Source organism: Sphingobacterium sp. B29, assembly GCF_001952815.1.
Classification (GTDB): Bacteria; Bacteroidota; Bacteroidia; order Sphingobacteriales; family Sphingobacteriaceae; genus Sphingobacterium; species Sphingobacterium siyangense.
Genome location: NZ_CP019158.1, coordinates 4,233,245 through 4,250,910 on the forward strand (window position 1 = coordinate 4,233,245; position 17,666 = coordinate 4,250,910).

The window sequence follows — 17,666 nt, forward strand, 5'->3', positions numbered from 1 at the left end:
CATGAAAGCATAAAATGAGTCATTCAATAAATATTAAAACAGCTGGTAAAAATTTAGAACAGACAGAAAAAGCCATTGTCATGATCCATGGTCGTGGGGGGAGTGCAGAAGACATCCTTGGCATGTCATCCTATCTTCATGTCGATAATTTTGCACTACTTGCACCGCAGGCAGAAAATCACACTTGGTACCCCTACTCTTTTATTGCTCCCGTACAAGAGAACGAACCCTGGTTGAGTTCCGCAATTGATTTGATCGATCATACAGTTAAACTAGCTTTAGACAATGGGATCCGCGCCGAAAATATCTATTTTTTTGGTTTTTCTCAGGGCGCCTGTTTAACACTAGAATACCTTGCACGGCATGCGCAGCGCTATGGTGGGGCTATAGCAATTATAGGTGGGGTAATCGGTGAAGAAATTAACAGGGATAATTACACGGGTGACTTTGCACAAACGCCTATTTTTATTGGCACGAGCGATCCTGATTTCCATGTTCCTCTTGAGCGGGTTGAAGCTACGGTATCCATCTTAGCACAAATGAATGCCAATGTAAAGCTCATGGTATATCAAGACGCGGGACACACCATCAATCGCGAAGAGATCGATCTCGCAAACGAATTCGTTCTTCAAGAAATACAGAAGTGATCCATTGGTAAACAGTGATCCATTGGTTGTTGATTATAATAATTAATCAACAACCAATTTTAAGGCATTATACTTTTGGGTATTTATAGCCGTTATGATAAACCGAAGCTAAGTATTTATTTGCTTTCTGATCGGTGAAATGCTGTTTATCTTTATTCCAGTAGAGTTTTTGTCCAGTCCTGAATGCAATATTTCCGAGCTGGGAAAAGATGGCAATATGCGCCCCCACTTCAATTGGTGCATGAAGTACTTCTGGATTACGTTGGCGAATTGCTGCTACAAAATTTTCCATATGTTTGTCCAGTCCATTATCTAAAGAAGGTTGGATAGTGACCGCTTCCATCCTCCCTTTTTCTGGAATAACCTCCCAGCCCGACCTGTTCAAGACCAGCGTACCATTGTTACCAATAAATGCGACGCCATGATTACGGCTATAAGGTCCGAGATCAATTCCTTTGGCATGTTCCCATTGGATATTGAAGCCATCAAACTCGTACACAGCAGTCATCGTATCAGGTGTTTGTCCAGCATCGTCTGGGAACGCAAACTTACCTCCAGAGGCCATAATAGATTTTGGATCGGAAACCTTCATCCCAAGTAAAGCATAATCCAACATATGCACGCCCCAATCTGTCATCAAACCTCCCGCATAGTCCCAAAACCATCGAAAATTAAAATGGAATCGATTCGAATTAAATGGTCTTTTTTGTGCCGGCCCTAGCCATTCCGTATAATGTACACCTGCAGGAACCGGTTCATCGGGCACGATGGGAATAGCACTTTTCCACCCTTGATAAGACCACGCTTTTACCAATCTTATTTTGCCCAATTTACCGGAATGAACAAAATCAATGGCATCCTTAAAATGTTGCTGACTTCTTTGCCATTGCCCGACTTGTACAATAGCCTTATTCTTTTTTGCTGCCTGAACCATTAATTGACATTCAACAATGGAGTTACCGATGGGCTTTTCGACATATACATGCTTTCCAGCATTTACGGCATCTACCATTTGCAGGCAATGCCAATGATCCGGAGTTGCAATAATAACCGCGTCCACAATCGAGCTATTGAGCATCTTCTTATAATCTACAAACGTTTCGACCTGTATATTTCTTTTTTGAAGTTCTTCTGCTCTCTTTTTAAGAATATTTTCGTCCACATCACAAAGTGCAGTACACACCAAACCATCATTCTTTAACAATGCATTCAAATCAGACCAGCCCATACCATTTACACCGATTAATCCAACCCGGATGGATTGATCTAAAAAGTTTGAACCTTTAGCATTAAAAAAAAAATGACGATGCAGCTAAAACAGTGGACGTTTTGATAAAATCTTTTCTATTCATTGGATATTGGTTTAAGTTTTGTTTTTACTGGATAGCATCTAAATTCTCAATACGAATAGAATACATACGCTTGGATGAATACCCTAAATAAGAACTGCCTTCTTAATTATTAAAAACAAATTGCTTCGATGAAAATACAAAAATGTATTTAGGTGCTCGCAAAAAGCATTGTAAAATATATATAGACAAACCTAGCGTAACCCTATGAAAAAAACGAAAAAAATGGTCGAGTTAGAATTACTCGACCATACATCTACCTATGAAAAACATGCCCTTGGGAGGGGCGGTTGAAGTTAATACTAATTTCCCTAAGAACAAACATTTAGAAAAAATATTTATCTAAATAATTAATAATACCATTAATAACAACATCATGAGTTGACCATGTTACATTGCTTGGCGAGATTGTGTTTTATTATACATTTATGTTCGATAAATTCCTTCCGCTAACACCGTTTCAATCAACATCTCGTTCAAAAAAAGACTCAGTTATACAACATATTTTATAATTCATTAAAAAAAATAAAAGATTAATCATTTATTATGCCTACCTTGCCGCACTTAATTAAAAATAATGAATACAGGTAAAATTAAATTTTTCAATGAAACTAAAGGTTTTGGTTTTATTACACCAGAGGATGGTAGTGCAGATGTTTTCGTACACGTTTCTGCGCTTAAAAACCAAGTATCTGAAGGCGACGTTGTTACTTATGATGTAGAAAGAACTCCAAAGGGGATCAGCGCTACAAATGTAAAATTGGCGTAATCCAAAAAATACACTTTCTTGTTAATGGGGTAATTCTTAATGACTTATCCCATTTCTTTTTCCTATTCTTCCTTTACAATTTTTCAGCAATCTTTTACTTTTCCGTTGAAGACTTTTAGTTTTCAAATAAAAAGCATAAAAAGGATTCTCAGAGGTTTTATTTAAGACAAATTCGAACATACTATTTATGGAATTTAAACAACTCAGTTTAATCGCTCCGCTTTTAAAAGCAATAACAGAAACAGGATACACACACCCTACAGCAATTCAACAAAAAGCCATTCCAATTGTATTGCAAGGCAACGACCTTATCGGTTGTGCACAAACAGGAACCGGAAAAACGGCCGCTTTTGCTCTTCCGCTTTTGCAACGTCTTGAAGAAACTAAGACATTAGGTAAACTCGTTCCCATTAGAGCTTTGATTCTTACGCCAACACGTGAACTAGCCATTCAAATTGGAGACAATATCAACTTATACCGAAAATATCTAAAACTAAACTATTGCACTATTTTCGGTGGAGTAAGCCAAGAAAAGCAAGTTAAAGAAATTAAAAAAGGGATCGATATTCTTGTTGCCACCCCCGGGCGCTTATTGGATTTAATGAACCAAAAAATAGTTTCTCTAGATAAAATCGAGATCTTGATATTGGACGAAGCGGACAACATGCTTGACATGGGTTTTATCCATGACATCAAGAAGATCCTCGCCAAGGTTCCTTCAAAGCGACAAACATTGTTTTTCTCGGCGACAATGCCTCCTAATATCCGTAAATTCGCACATGGAATACTACATAAACCTGTCGAGGTTGACGTCACACCGGTAAGCTCAACGGCTGAGAAAGTAAATCAATCTGTATTTTTTGTAGAAAAGAAGGAGAAGATCAGATTATTGACAAGCCTATTAAAAAAGCTGAAAAATGAGCGCACTATTGTCTTCTCCAGAACAAAACATGGTGCCGATAAAATCGTTAAGTTGCTTACTAAAAATGGCTTGAGAGCAGCGGCCATTCACGGAAATAAATCGCAAAATGCAAGACAAAAAGCTTTAGGTGAATTTAAGGACAGTCATCTAAAAATTTTGATCGCTACCGATATTGCGGCTAGAGGAATAGATATCGAACAACTCCCTCTTGTCATCAACTATGATCTTCCCAATGTACCTGAAACCTATGTCCATCGCATTGGTAGAACAGGAAGAGCTGGTCAGGAAGGAAAAGCCATTTCTTTCTGCGATGTGGAAGAAAGACCGTATTTAGCTGATATTGAAAAATTAATCGGGTTAAAAATCAAGATAGAAAAAATGAATAAATAGGCCTTTATAGCCCATGAACAAAAAGCGGCTAGATCAATGGATCTAGCCGCTTTTTGTTTTTATTTATGGCTTACGATCCGCCATCAACAATGTCGATGGCGTGAAAGGAAGCCAATGTACTTTTTTATTGACAATTTTGTTCCAGCTGGGCAGGCTGATCAACATTAAGTCCTGTTCCTGCCAGGCCTCCCTATTTAATTCTCTTTCAGTTATTGTGAGGTGGTTTGGAACAAGTTGTTCCAACTGCCTAAGTTTTTCTTTGAACCCCGCAGTGTTTCTCAATACTTGATTGAGATCCCAAACGATAATTTGGGCATCCGAATGTTGAATCAGGCGCTGTATCATTTCACATAGAAATTCATCATTTTTCAAAACAACAGGAACTATCACTCGCTTCGCCTTCACAAAGTCTTTATCAATTAAAATGCCTACCATTGCATTCACTTTGGCGTTGATCTGCTGATTTCTGTCAAATGTCGTAAAGGGAGACTCGGCATTTGTAACCGTATGGAATAACTTTTCAGGATTTACAATCCGCGTAGTAAAATCTAAAAATCGTCCCAATAAACTCCCCTCATAGATGGATTCGCTGACACCCAAAAGTAATAAATCCTGATCGCGCTCATTGGAAGTTTGAACAATCTCGCTATCGATATCACTAGAAATTTTAAATACTGTCTGAATAGGCTGTTCGAGTTGCTGAGCGACCTGCTTGATTTCACGAAAACTATCCAGTTCCTGGGTTTCCACCTCATAATGATGTAATTCGTTGGAGGGTTCAATATGTAATGCAGTAATTTCAGCATTCTTTTTCGATTTCAACGTTAAAGCATCAGCTAGATACAGTAGTGAAATCCCGGTATTACTTTTCGCAAAAGACAATAAAATCTTAAATTTTGATTTATCCTGGATATCTTGCTGTAATAAACTTTTCTTTGGTCTATAGAGAAAATTGATGAGATCTAAGGATGGCCCTGTCATAAAGGTGGTCACTAAGGCCATAACGACCATCATCGAAAATAATTCAGCACTTAAAACGCCAAGATCGTATCCAATATTGAGGACGATAAGCTCCATCAAACCCCGCGTATTCATTAACGCGCCGATACTCAAACTATCTTTCCAGCTTTGACCGACAAAACGTGCCGCCAACGTACTACCTGCAAATTTCCCAATAACCGCGACCAAAATAATACCAACGGTAATCATCCATAACTGAGGATCATTAAGTAGACCGATCTGCGTACGCAGTCCAGTATAGACAAAAAATAAAGGCAACAACAACAAAGTAGAGACATCTTCGATTTTTTCGATGAATGCTGTTCGGAATCGACTTCCTTCGGGCATGATTGCTCCCGCCATAAATGCACCAAAAAGGGCATGGATACCGATTACTTCGGTTGCATAAGCAGACAATAACAGCACAATAAAGAAAATAGCAACAACAGGTTTACTCAAAGCTTCCTTACTCCCTTTAACCTCTCCTACGCGCATCAAAAATGGGCGCACGATCTTAATCATAATGAGCACATAAGCAACAGCAAGCCCTATTGTATACAACGCACTGGCGAAATCGCCGGCTTTGACGATTGCAATTACGACAGCGAGTATACACCAAGCCGTAATGTCGTCTGCAGCCGCGCAGGTAATCGCCATTGCACCTAGCTTACTTTTTTGCAATCCTCTTTCTTGTATAATTCTGGCAAGGACAGGAAATGCTGTGATACTCATGGAAATACCAATAAACAAGCTATAGGATAGAAACTCTACATTTGTAGGTGGATGGAATAGGTATAAAAAATAAGCCAATGAAATTCCCAACGTAAATGGGATCACAATGCTTGCATGAGAAATGACAACAGCATCATGCGCTTTATTTCGCAGCACATTCAGATCCAGCTCCATTCCAATGATAAACATAAATAAGATTAGCCCAATTTGACTCAAAAACTGCAAATTACTGAGCGATTCTACAGGAAAAAGTGTATGCGAAAATTCAGGAAAATAGAGCCCCAGCAATGATGGTCCCAATATGATACCTGCGAGCATCTCTCCGATTACCACAGGCTGCTTAATCTTAATGCAAATCCAGCCCATAATACGTGCCGCGATAATGATCGTCACGATTTGAGCCAATAATATCGCTAGCGGATGCTGCAGACTATGGAATAAAGTTGATGTAAAATCCTTCCAGGCACCTTGACTTGTTTTCTCCCCACGCAGTAGTTCTGGAGCCTCTAGCTGTGCCCCCAAATGAATCACCCAATACATCACCCCAAGTAATGTACCAACTAAAACTACATAGAAAATTGTATTCTTATATTTCCTCATCTTCAATAGCAATTAAAATAAATATAATGACAATAGCATACTAAGTCCCAACCAATATTCTCTAAACAAGGAGGGATAAAATACAGTCTCAACAAAAATATAATTCTGTAAGAGTTTTAGTGCTTTTCAGCTGCTAGGTGGAAGGAAATATGTAATGAAACAAAAAAAAAATTGTAATCAACTGAATTTCTCGAAAAACATTTTCTTGTACGATTCCCCCAAATTAAACAAAAGAGGCATATCCTGTTCGTCAAACAAGTTGCTTGTTATTTGATCAGCGGAGAAAAATTTAACGATCTTGGTTGCAATGATCTCTTTTTTATTGATGCGTATAAAGTCATGCTCAGGCAAAATCTCCATCAACTTATCGAAGCTTATATTTTTCAACAAAATGAACGAACCATCAGCCAAATAAACTGTTTTATCACGGCTGTCTACTTCAGCTATTTGAACATAGTTAATCTGATCGAAATACAATACCGTTTTTCCTTTATTCGTATTAAACTGTGCAAACGAGACAATTTCAGCTTTATTATTGATTATTTGTTCTACTTTCATAATGGCCTGCTGAAGACGTTGCAGAGATATTGGTTTACGCATGTAATCTACAGCATTAATATCAAAAGCATCGCTCGCATATTGTTTATATGCGGTAGAAAAAACAATCGGAAAATCCTTGAGTTCTCTGGCTACATCAAATCCATTAAATTCCGGCATTTCAATATCCAGAATACAAAAATCAAAACTTAGTGAACGGTATTCTCTCAACAATGCTGCTGGTTCATTAAAGGTTTTCACCACCTCTACCCCTGGAATTTGCTCACAGAGCATTTTCAAGAACCTCAAGCTTGGTATTTCATCATCCAGAAGAACACATTTCAAACTTCTTTCAATCCGCATACAATCTAATTTGAAGGTTGGCAGTATAGACATCATTTTCTACAAATCGACGCAGTTGATGTCTACCTGGATAATACAACATGAGACGCTCTTCCAACGTTTTGCTGCCTATTCCACTTTTGGCCTTTTGTAGGGGCGAACGTTTTGAAATTCGATTGCTCACAATGAGCTCCAGCAAACCATTCTTAAAGGTCAGCATGATAGAAATAAAAGAATCAGGGCCATGGAAATCTGCATGTTTAAATGCGTTTTCAATTAAATCCACAGACATCAAAGGGACCAATGAAGGTGTATTCAACAAGGAACTATTTAGTTCATCAATATCAAACTTAACGCGTATATCAAATAAGGGACTCAGTTTTACCTTATTAATCTCAATGAGATTACGCGCAAACTCAATCTCTGCTTTAGGTGAAACGAGTTCATCTTCACTTTCATACAAAACGTAGTCCAATACCATAGCCAACTTATCCATGGTGTAATAGGTTTGATAGGCATGTGAAAGTATTCCGTTCAATGAATTTTTAAGCAAGTGGGGATTTAATTGGGCCCGATGGAAATCGTCAATCTTCTGATTGTCCATACGATTAAAAAGCTCCTTTTGTCGTTTATTTTCTACCTCAAGTTTCCTATATTTTTGTCTTAACAAGAGGTACAAACCCGATATTAAAGCAACAATTGCCAGCAATAACAGGATGATTATATTCGAGGTCTCAGTCGTCATGTTCATTTCAAACTTACTTAAAATTTCTATACCAATGAAAACGTCGTATTAGAAAATCCGAAATCCACATATAGACTTGTTCGATTACAATAAAATGAAATCCGGTGTTTTAAAGGCAATCTAACGACTATAAAATTTCCATATATTTATTACAAAAATTAACAGTTTCATTACAATTTAGTCATTTCAAAGCATTAATTTAAGATTATTATCCTTATATTGAGACTATTGTAATTAGCCGATCAAATGATTGTCTACGCTATTTTGGTTAAACCCGCCTGATTTTTAATCAGGCCTAATATGAAACACTATGGAAAAGCTCATTTTCGAAACTAATGCACAACATCCCAGTCTTGTAGACAAAATCAAACAAGCTGTTGAAAAACTGAATGGCATCCACGAATGGAAGCTCGACTTGGATTCTATTTATAATCTGTTAACCATAGAAGGCATTCGACTCAACCCAACGGAAATCGAATCAGAACTGGCGCTCCATGGAGTAGAGGCAAGCCGTCTATATGAGGAGTAGAAGTACGACCCTGTATAGCAAATAAAATAAGTTTCCAGGAAGCTATGTGGTTAAAAACACCCGAATTCAATAAGCGTGAGCTTCTTCCAGATAAAATTAAAGCAATCTTATCTGGAAGAAGCATCAAATCTTTTTAATAATCATTGCAGAGGCACCACCGCCACCATTGCATATCGCTGCCAGCCCTACTGATCCCCCCTCCTGTCTTAAGATGCTGCTTAGTGTTACAACAATTCTAGCGCCCGAACATCCCAATGGGTGCCCCAAAGATACCGCTCCTCCATAAACATTTACTTTGTTCATGGGTAAACCCAAAATTTGTGCATTCACCAAAGCCACCACGGAAAAAGCTTCATTATATTCAAAATAATCAATGTCTTCTAGTGTCAATCCAGCTTTTTTTTAACACCTTTTCTGTGGCTACACTTGGTGTAGTCGTAAACCATTCCGGAGCCTGTTCAGCATCAGCATAAGCAATAATCTCTGCTAAGGGAACAAGTCCAAGTTCTTCCAATTTCTCGCCAGACATAAGCAGCACCGCAGCAGCACCATCACTTATTGTCGATGCATTTGCGGCAGTTACAGTCCCCTCTTTTTTAAAGGCGGGCTTAAGCTCAGGTATCTTATCAAAATTGACCTGCGAAAACTCTTCATCGCGCGAAACGACGACGTCTCCTTTACGACTTTGTATCGTTATAGGTTGAACCTCGTTTAAAAACTTATTTTTTTGCCAAGCGTCCAGGCTTCTTTTATAGGAACTTATCGCATAAGTATCCTGTTCTTCACGGCCAATACGATATTTCTCGGCACACAACTCTGCAAACATTCCCATTGCATCATTCGAATAAGCATCGCTCAAACCATCACGTTGTAAACCATCAACAAGACTCTGAGCTCCAAATTTGGCCCCCCAACGCATACTATTCGTATAATATGGCACCCTACTCATGCTCTCCATCCCACCAGCAATCACTATATCAGCATCTCCCAATAGAATACTTTGCGCAGCAACAGCTATTGCTTTCATTCCACTAGCACATACTTTATTAAGGGTCGTTGCAGCGGTATGATCCGACAAACCTGCTAACCGGGCTACCTGCCGGGCAGGCGCTTGTCCCAAATCAGCTTGCAAAACAGTACCAATAATAATCTCATCCACTATATCGCGGGAAATACCCGCCTCATCAACTACAGCCCCAACAACCTGGGCCGCAAGACTTGGCGCCGAAATAGATGACAAGGCACCACCAAAACTTCCAATTGGTGTGCGTTTCGCTGCAACGATAAATACACTCTTTGACATGATATAAAAAGTTTATAATTGTTCTGCTAAAATTTTGAGGGCTTATTGCTAGCATATCCCCAACAACCCTTCCTAATCTTAAAGATAAAAAATATAACAGATAACCCACAACAAGTCGGTTTTATTTTTTTTATCAAAACAGAATAAATAGAAAAAAAATAATGCAAAAACTTCCCTACTTAACCAATTGAACGAAAAATAAAGAATAAAAATTTGCAAAAAGCCAAGGCTTTTCGTTAAATTCGTTTAGATAACATCCTACTAGATGGTCATTCAAAAGACCGCCTTACATAAGATAACCAAAAGCAAGATAAACGATTATGCAGACAATCAAGTTTACAGCTGAGCATCAGATTTTTCGCGATACACTTCGCGCATTTATTCGAAAAGAAATTACACCTTACGTCGATGATTGGGAAAAACGGGGTGAGATCGACCGAAATGTGTGGAAGAAAATGGGTGATATGGGATTGATGGGACTCAATTATCCAGAAGTTTATGGTGGACTAGAGCTTGATTTTTATTATTCCTTGATACTCTGCGAAGAATTATCGTATTGTTTTTCTGGAGGATTTACCATTTCCGCACTTGTCATTCAGTTTATGTCGGCTCCATACCTACTGAAATATGGATCAGAAGATCTGAAAATACGCTATCTTAAACCGGTTATTGCCGGTGATATGGTCAGTGCTGTTGCTATTACTGAACCCGGGGCTGGTTCTGACGTAAAGCAGATCAAAACAACAGCTGTCCGGGATGGCGATTTTTATATTGTCAATGGATCTAAAACATTTATTACCAACGGTTATTACGGTGATTTCTTCATTACAGCAGTCAAAACTGCTTCTGATCAGGGAACAAAGGGTATAAGCTTATTACTTATTGACAGAAATGCAACTGGGGTCTCGTCAAGCAAAATCAATAAACTAGGCTGGCACGCCTCTGATACCGCCGAGCTAGGGTTTAATAACGTACGAGTCCCTATTTCTCATCTCATCGGCATGGAGGGAGAAGGATTTCGCTATTTAATGGATGGACTTCAATTGGAAAGGCTTACCGCAGCTATCCATAGTCTCGCTACCGCAGAATCCGCATTTCAGTATACACTTGATTATATCGCACAACGTGAAGCCTTTGGAAAAAAAATCCAGGAATTTCAAACAATACGGCACCGAATCGCACAAATGGCAGCAGATATCGCTACCACGAAAGCCTTTGTCTACCATTGTTGTGATCTCCAGGACCAAAACGAATATGCAGTCCAAGAATGTTCCATAGCGAAGCTACAAGCAAGTGAGCTCGCCGTCAATGTCGTAAACCAATGCCTCCAATTATTTGGTGGTTATGGGTTTACAGAAGATTATAAAATCGCACGTTTATATCGCGATGTCCGTGTCGGCACCATTATCGGGGGAACCTCAGAAATCATGCTTGAAATTATCGCGAAAATGACAATAGATCATGTGACTTATCAATCAGGAAAGTCAAAACAATAGAAAGCTTTTTAAAAATTATCACCAAGCACAATGGATGAAAATAAATCTTATATGACCCACACGCTCTTTCGTGTAGAACAGGATAATCATCACATCATTACAATCCATCCGCTATCGACAGCAGCTCCCGAGCAGTTGGACATTATAGACTATCTCACGCAATTTGTTGATTTGGTTACGTTCATTCTCGAACGGGAAGATACCATAGGTGTCGTATATAGCTGCCCGATTCAAGACAAAGAAATCGAATATACGCAATTATTTGAGCAGTTTTCTTCAAGCCGCTCAAGACCTTCGGACTTATACAAGCTTACATCAAAAGTATTGCATTGGGAAACGTTTAAAAAACCCATTGTATCTATTATTTCAGACAATTGTACAGCTATGGCCCTAGCGACGATGCTATGGTCTAATTGTCGTATCGCCTCCGAAAAACTTCAGTTTGGCTTTCCGGAGAGTAAGTATGGTTTGTTTACAGCTTTTGGTACAACGATCTATTTACCAGCATTGATAGGTACTGAAAATGCCCTAAATCTGCTGACACAAAGCAAACTTCTGAGCAGTGAAGAAGCGCATAAACTTGGGTTAATCAATGAATTGACGCAGAAGCCAAGCGACAGCCTATCATTAGCAATAAACTGGATACTTAATCTACCCAACACCAATGCTGGCCATCACACGGAACAAACTGACGAACTGAAGCCTGAAGCAATTCTTACTATCCAAAAAAAAGCACGCGGTTTGTACCCTGGCACAAACGCAGTTATTGAATTACTAAGAAAAAACCCGTCATCCACAGCGGTTGAAGCTAGTGAGAGAGAAGCAATTTTATATCTGGAAGTCTTAAATCGCCCCGAACCACTCAGCATGGTCCGTACACTTCACTATGCTGTCCAATTGGCAAAATCACCCAATAGAATAAAACATCTCGACAACTATAAGTTAAATAAAATAGGTGTACTGGGTGCTGGGATGATGGGCTCGGGGATTGCTTATGAGGCCGCCCGGGCAGGAATAGAAGTTGCTTTAAAAGACGTTACACTTCCCCAAGCCGAACGGGGCAAAGCCTATTCTAGCCAGGTTTGTGAAAAATCATTGGCTTTAGGAGCCATGAGCCCATCACAACGGGAGCAATTGCTTGCACGCATAAAACCAACTGACCAAGTCGATGACCTTAATGGATCTGACTGCATTATAGAAGCTGTATTTGAAGATTTCCACCTAAAGGCTGAGGTTACAAAAGAAAGCCTACCCTATTTAAACGAAAATGGCTTTTTCGCTACAAATACCACTTCATTGCCTATTACTGAGCTTGCTAAAGCAACCAATGATCCTAAAAAATTTATAGGAATGCATTTCTTTTCGCCTGTTGACCGCATGCCCCTTGTCGAAATCATCTGCGGTAAACAAACCGAGCAAAAAACCTTAGAGAAAGCACTTATCACAGCTTTACGCCTCAATAAAATTCCAATAGTCGTGCAGGATGGTCCGGGTTTTTTCACCTCACGTATTTTCTTCAATTATTTACTCGAAGGTATTACAATGGTACTGGAAGGCATCTCACCGACACTGGTCGAAGAGGAAGCGATGGCTGCAGGATTTGCCGTGGGCCCATTGGCAGTATTGGATGAGATATCATTGGAATTGATGCTACACGTTTATGATCAATTACCCGGTCTGCATGCCAGCCAAAAACGTGCATATACCTACCTCAAAGGAATGGTCGATCAGGAACGAAAAGGAAAAAAATCGAGCGCTGGATTTTACGATTATGACGTTGAAACCAAAAAGAAAACCATTTGGAAAAACCCTGTAATTGCATCTGCAAAGGAAAATGTAACACCTTCAATTATCCGGAAACGTTTGTTGCATGTCATGGCATTGGATAGCTATCGATGTCTCGCAGAAGGCGTACTCAACCAACCCATCGATGGCGATATTGGTTCTATTTTAGGTGTAGGGTATGCATCCTATACAGGTGGAGTATTTGGACATATCGACCGTACAACGCTTCCTACTTTCATTGCTGAATGCGAAGACTTTCAGGCCAAAGGTGAGCAATGGGATATACCAGAATCTTTAAGAGAACTGGCAAAAGAGAATTTCAGATTTTATAGCGGTTTTGACTCAAATTGGCGATAGATTAGCCAATCTATGTTCTTTCGTCTAAAGAAGCGTGCATAAGCTGTTTAAGTGCACTAAAGTACAGGTAATCATAAAAACAACAAAACAAAAGGTTGCGACCTTAAAAAGAATATTCGGTGTAGTTTAACGCTGTAATAGAAACGAAAGCAGGGGTGACAAAACAAATAGTTTGATCACCCCGTCCTCTCTATATCATTAGCGTACAAACAGATCCATCAGCTGCGAGACATCCTGTTCGAGAAAAGTATCGTAGTCCAAAGTAGCTGTAAGTATTTCCTTTTGCTGTTTTTCAGAAAATACCCGAGCAAGATTTGTTTTGTATTTTTCGATTAATTTAGGAATTCCCTCTGCCCTCCTTCTTGGATGGCCTATCGGATATTCAACGACCAATTCAGGCAATATTGTACCGTCAACCAGTTCAATTGTCAAAGCATTTGATATGGCACGTTTCTGTGGGTCGTGATAATCAGCGGTGAATTGAGCATCTTCCACGCAGGAGATCTTATCGCGCAGTATATCAATTCTTGGATCCGAAGCGATATGATTTTCATAGTCATCAGCCGTCAAACGTCCAAAGATTAGAGGCACAGCAACCATATATTGGATACAATGATCGCGGTCGGCAGGATTATGCAAAGGCCCCTTTTTATCAATAATCCGGATAGCAGCTTCATGTGTACGAATGGTTACACGGGCGATATCTGAACTGCTTTTTCCAAATTCTTTCAGTTGTTGATTGAGCTGCATTGCCGCTTCGGCAGCTGTCTGTGCATGGAATTCTGCGGGAAATGAAATTTTGAAGAGAATATTTTCCATCACATAAGATCCATATCCTCGCTGAAACTTAAATGGATTCCCCTTAAAAGACACATCATAAAATCCCCATATTGGTGCTGTCAAAACAGATGGATAGCCCATTTCTCCAGTTTTTGCGATCAAGGCCAATCGGACAGCACGCGAAGTTGCATCGCCGGCTGCCCATGATTTTCGGCTACCGGTATTTGGCGCATGCCGATAAGTCCGTAAGGCTTGTCCATCAACAAAAGCCAAAGAAACCGCGTTGAGCAGCTCTTCTCTTGTGAGGCCAATGAGCCTACCTACGACCGCTGTTGAAGCTACCTTCACCAAAATAACATGGTCTAGCCCCACTTTATTAAACGAGTTTTCAAGTGCTAAGACACCTTGTATCTCATGGGCCATAATCATTGCCTCAAGAACCGTCCTAGCTTTCAGCGGTTTTTGCCCGTTCGCAATATTCGTTCGGCTCAACCAATCTGCCACTGCTAAAATTCCCCCTAGATTATCGGATGGATGTCCCCATTCTGCTGCCAGCCAGGTATCATTAAAATCCAACCATCGAACAATCGTGCCGATATTGAATGCTGCCTGAACGGGATCCAATTGAAAATCTGTACCCGGCACCCGAGCACCGTTCGGCACAATGGTCCCGGCCACAACTGGCCCCAACAATTTGGTGCAGGCAGGATAGGTCAATGCTTCCAAGCCGCAGCCAATGGTGTCAAGAAAACAGTAAAAGGCCGTATTCCAAGCGACTTTTTCCTCAATTTTATAATTTAGGACATAGTCCACAATGTCCACTAAAACCTGATCTGGTTGTGGTCTTTCATTTGATATTGCTGAACTCATTCGTGTATTTCGTATAAGACTCTCGTTCTATTTATTAATATAATTCGTTTTTTCCTGCGCTAAATTCTTCCTCAGAGCCCCCTGTTCAAAAAGCACCTTTTAACGCCTTTTCCCGACCCGAATTTACCGTTCGGAAAGAGGTACAAACGGTCTGTCATCGGGACCAACATAGTTTGCACTCGGCCGGATAATTTTTCCATCTTGACGCTGTTCGAAAACATGCGCTGACCAGCCAGTAGTACGCGAGAGAACAAATAATGGCGTAAACATCTCCGTTGGAATGCCCATAATATGATAGGACACCGCAGAATACCAGTCCAGGTTCGGAAACATTTTCTTTTCTTCCCACATGACTTTTTCTAACCGCTCAGCGATCAGGTAGAGCGTCATGTCGCCCGCTTCTTCCGAAAGCTCTTTTGCGACTTGTTTTATCACTTGATTTCTTGGATCCGAGATTGTGTATACAGGATGGCCAAAACCAATAATGACTTCTTTGTTTGCCAATCGCTTCCGGATATCCGCTTCCGCCTCATCAGCATTTGCATAACGACTCTGAATTTCGAAAGCGACCTCATTAGCTCCGCCATGCTTAGGTCCACGTAGCGCACCTATTGCGCCAGCGATGCAGGAATACATATCTGATCCTGTACCGGCAATTACCCGAGCTGTAAATGTAGATGCATTAAACTCATGTTCGGCATATAAATTGAGTGAAATCTGCATCGCTCTTACCCAAGAAGACGACGGCGATTTTCCGTGTAGCAGATGCAAAAAATGCCCGCCCAACGTTGCATCTGATGTCTCTACCTGCACCTCACGTCCATGCTGACTAAAATGATACCAGTACAAGAGTGCTGAGGCCATCGAAGCCATCAGGCGAGTTGCAATGTCACGGGCACCAGCAATGGGATGACTGTCTTTCTCGGGCGAAACACTGCCGAAAAAAGAAACATAAGTCCGTAAAACATCCATGGCATGTGCCGTCGATGGCAACTGCTTGAGGACCTGTTGAACAGTAATAGGCAGACCACGTTGACTGATCAGCTGACTTTGATAAGTGACGAGCTGGGCCTGTGTTGGTAGACTTCCATAAATAAGTAAATAAGCGACCTCTTCAAAACTTGCCTGATGCGCCAGATCTAAAATATCATAACCCCTATAATGCAGATCATTACCACTTTTTCCGACAGTGCTCAAAGCCGTATTACCAGCTGCTACACCAGAGAGTGCTACACTTTTTTTGGGCTTAAAACCTGTGCTGTTTGTCTCTTCCATCTGAATATAATTATTTGTTAAACAATTGATCCAATCGATTTTCATAGGCATAATAATCAATACTTCTGTATAACTCTTCTCTCGTCTGCATGTCGTCGATTACATTAACCTGCCCGCCGTCTTCCCGAATATGACGATAAACAGTTGTAGCCGCTTTATTAGCGGCGCGGAAAGCAGAGAGTGGGTAAAGAACAATAGAAACATCGGCTTGACGTAGTTCATTCAGGCTAAACAACGGTGTTTGTCCAAATTCGGTGATATTCGCCAAAATGGGAAGGCCAGTTGCTGCACTAAATTGAACGTATTGCTCCAGATGATGTACTGCTTCAGCAAAAATAAAGTCCGCTCCAGCTTCTTTATAAGCCACCGCTCTTTCCAAAGCAAGTTCAAGGCCTTCAGAAGCAAGTGCATCCGTACGTGCACCAATGGCAAAATGCTCGTCCGTTCGTGCATCCACGGCCGCCTTTAGGCGGTCAACCATTTCAGATCGCGAGACGAGCTCTTTCCCAGGCCGGTGACCACAACGTTTAGCCCCCACCTGATCCTCCATGTGAACTGCCGCCGCGCCCACTTTAATTAAAGACTTTATTGTACGTGCCACATTGAATGCCGAAGGACCGAAGCCAGTATCAATATCCACCAGCAAGGGTAGTTTACACACATTTGTTATGCGATCCACATCAATCAAAACATCCTGAAGTGTTGTAATCCCAAGATCTGGAATTCCAAGTGAACCTGCTGCAACACCGCCTCCAGAAAGATAAATAGCTTTAAAACCAGCCTGCTCAGCCAAAAGCGCATGATTAGCATTAATCGCTCCAACAATTTGTAATGGTTTTTCATTCTTGATCGCTTCCTTAAAAAGGAAGCCCGGGGATTTTATCATAATATCGAATTTGAAATTCCAAGCCCTATAACCTCCTTTAGATGCAGGTTACAGCGACTACTTAAGTTTACTTAGTCTGAAGGAATTCTTTTGAGGCCCTTCCTCTTAAAGATACTAATTATCACCGCAATAAAACAAATTATTTTCTACATTAAAGGTCAATGACAGAAGAAAATACGGTAATAGCCCCTATTAATTATAAATAAATTATTTCAGTGGTAAAGCTTCCCCTCAGTCTGCTAAATGGCCTTACAACCGTGTACTATTTTTTCTAAGGGAGGATACATGATCAATTAAAAAGCCTCAGCTTTTGATGTTGAGGCTCTATCCGAAATGTTAACAGGACTCCTTGC

At 40.3% G+C, this 17,666-nt stretch carries 15 protein-coding genes; 6 read left to right on the forward strand and 9 right to left on the reverse strand.

Features of this window, described 5'->3' with window-relative positions:
• Positions 1–14: 14 nt before the first annotated feature.
• Positions 15–647 (forward strand): alpha/beta hydrolase, encoded by a 633-nt coding sequence (locus BV902_RS18215; RefSeq protein ID WP_075993165.1) that lies wholly within the window; start codon positions 15–17, stop codon positions 645–647.
• Between the two features lie 67 nt (positions 648–714).
• On the opposite strand, the gene BV902_RS18220 is transcribed toward BV902_RS18215, so the two are convergent.
• A complete protein-coding gene (locus BV902_RS18220) occupies positions 715–1,875 on the reverse strand; it encodes a Gfo/Idh/MocA family protein (RefSeq protein WP_083663669.1) in 1,161 nt (386 codons plus the stop codon).
• Positions 1,876–2,573: 698 nt separating this feature from the next.
• On the opposite strand from BV902_RS18220, the gene BV902_RS18225 reads away from it, so the two are divergent.
• Entirely contained in the window at positions 2,574–2,765 is a 192-nt protein-coding gene (locus tag BV902_RS18225; protein WP_046672944.1) for a cold-shock protein, read from the forward strand.
• A gap of 187 nt (positions 2,766–2,952) precedes the next feature.
• On the forward strand, positions 2,953–4,077 hold the full coding sequence (locus BV902_RS18230) for a DEAD/DEAH box helicase (RefSeq protein WP_075993166.1): 1,125 nt from the start codon (positions 2,953–2,955) through the stop codon (positions 4,075–4,077).
• A 63-nt stretch (positions 4,078–4,140) separates the two neighbouring features.
• On the opposite strand, the gene BV902_RS18235 is transcribed toward BV902_RS18230, so the two are convergent.
• The 3 genes from BV902_RS18235 to BV902_RS18245 all read right to left on the reverse strand — a co-directional run bounded on the left by BV902_RS18235 (position 4,141) and on the right by BV902_RS18245 (position 7,891).
• A complete protein-coding gene (locus BV902_RS18235) occupies positions 4,141–6,408 on the reverse strand; it encodes a cation:proton antiporter (protein ID WP_075993167.1) in 2,268 nt (755 codons plus the stop codon).
• A 177-nt stretch (positions 6,409–6,585) separates the two neighbouring features.
• On the reverse strand, positions 6,586–7,308 hold the full coding sequence (locus BV902_RS18240) for a LytR/AlgR family response regulator transcription factor (protein ID WP_075993168.1): 723 nt from the start codon (positions 7,306–7,308) through the stop codon (positions 6,586–6,588).
• Positions 7,298–7,891: a histidine kinase gene (locus tag BV902_RS18245; protein WP_216640375.1), complete on the reverse strand. Its 594-nt coding sequence runs from the start codon at positions 7,889–7,891 to the stop codon at positions 7,298–7,300. The genes BV902_RS18240 and BV902_RS18245 overlap by 11 nt, the downstream gene beginning before the upstream one ends.
• A 451-nt stretch (positions 7,892–8,342) precedes the next feature.
• Here BV902_RS18245 and BV902_RS18250 point away from each other — a divergent pair, with 451 nt between their 5' ends.
• Positions 8,343–8,561 (forward strand): hypothetical protein, encoded by a 219-nt coding sequence (locus BV902_RS18250; protein ID WP_075993170.1) that lies wholly within the window; start codon positions 8,343–8,345, stop codon positions 8,559–8,561.
• 123 nt (positions 8,562–8,684) lie between these two features.
• On the opposite strand, the gene BV902_RS28175 is transcribed toward BV902_RS18250, so the two are convergent.
• Both BV902_RS28175 and BV902_RS18255 read right to left on the reverse strand, forming a co-directional pair.
• Positions 8,685–8,951 carry a hypothetical protein gene (locus BV902_RS28175; RefSeq protein WP_237241714.1) on the reverse strand — a complete coding sequence of 89 codons (267 nt, stop codon included), beginning with the start codon at positions 8,949–8,951 and terminating at the stop codon, positions 8,685–8,687.
• The gene (locus BV902_RS18255; protein WP_237241715.1) at positions 8,932–9,864 is read right to left on the reverse strand and encodes a thiolase family protein; all 933 of its coding nucleotides are present in this window, start codon (positions 9,862–9,864) and stop codon (positions 8,932–8,934) included. Before BV902_RS18255 ends, BV902_RS28175 begins: the two co-directional genes overlap by 20 nt.
• Before the next feature lie 320 nt (positions 9,865–10,184).
• On the opposite strand from BV902_RS18255, the gene BV902_RS18260 reads away from it, so the two are divergent.
• Positions 10,185–11,360, forward strand: a complete 1,176-nt coding sequence (locus tag BV902_RS18260) for an acyl-CoA dehydrogenase family protein (RefSeq protein WP_075993171.1) — start codon at positions 10,185–10,187, stop codon at positions 11,358–11,360.
• A gap of 30 nt (positions 11,361–11,390) precedes the next feature.
• Positions 11,391–13,502: a 3-hydroxyacyl-CoA dehydrogenase NAD-binding domain-containing protein gene (locus BV902_RS18265; protein ID WP_075993172.1), complete on the forward strand. Its 2,112-nt coding sequence runs from the start codon at positions 11,391–11,393 to the stop codon at positions 13,500–13,502.
• 198 nt (positions 13,503–13,700) lie between these two features.
• Here BV902_RS18265 and BV902_RS18270 read toward each other — a convergent pair whose 3' ends face one another.
• The 3 genes from BV902_RS18270 to prpB all read right to left on the reverse strand — a co-directional run bounded on the left by BV902_RS18270 (position 13,701) and on the right by prpB (position 17,313).
• On the reverse strand, positions 13,701–15,152 hold the full coding sequence (locus tag BV902_RS18270) for a bifunctional 2-methylcitrate dehydratase/aconitate hydratase (protein WP_075993173.1): 1,452 nt from the start codon (positions 15,150–15,152) through the stop codon (positions 13,701–13,703).
• A 123-nt stretch (positions 15,153–15,275) separates the two neighbouring features.
• Complete coding sequence (prpC, locus tag BV902_RS18275) at positions 15,276–16,427, reverse strand: bifunctional 2-methylcitrate synthase/citrate synthase (protein ID WP_075994858.1); 1,152 nt, start codon at positions 16,425–16,427, stop codon at positions 15,276–15,278.
• Between the two features lie 10 nt (positions 16,428–16,437).
• Positions 16,438–17,313 carry a methylisocitrate lyase gene (gene prpB, locus BV902_RS18280; protein ID WP_075993174.1) on the reverse strand — a complete coding sequence of 292 codons (876 nt, stop codon included), beginning with the start codon at positions 17,311–17,313 and terminating at the stop codon, positions 16,438–16,440.
• Positions 17,314–17,666 lie beyond the last annotated feature (353 nt).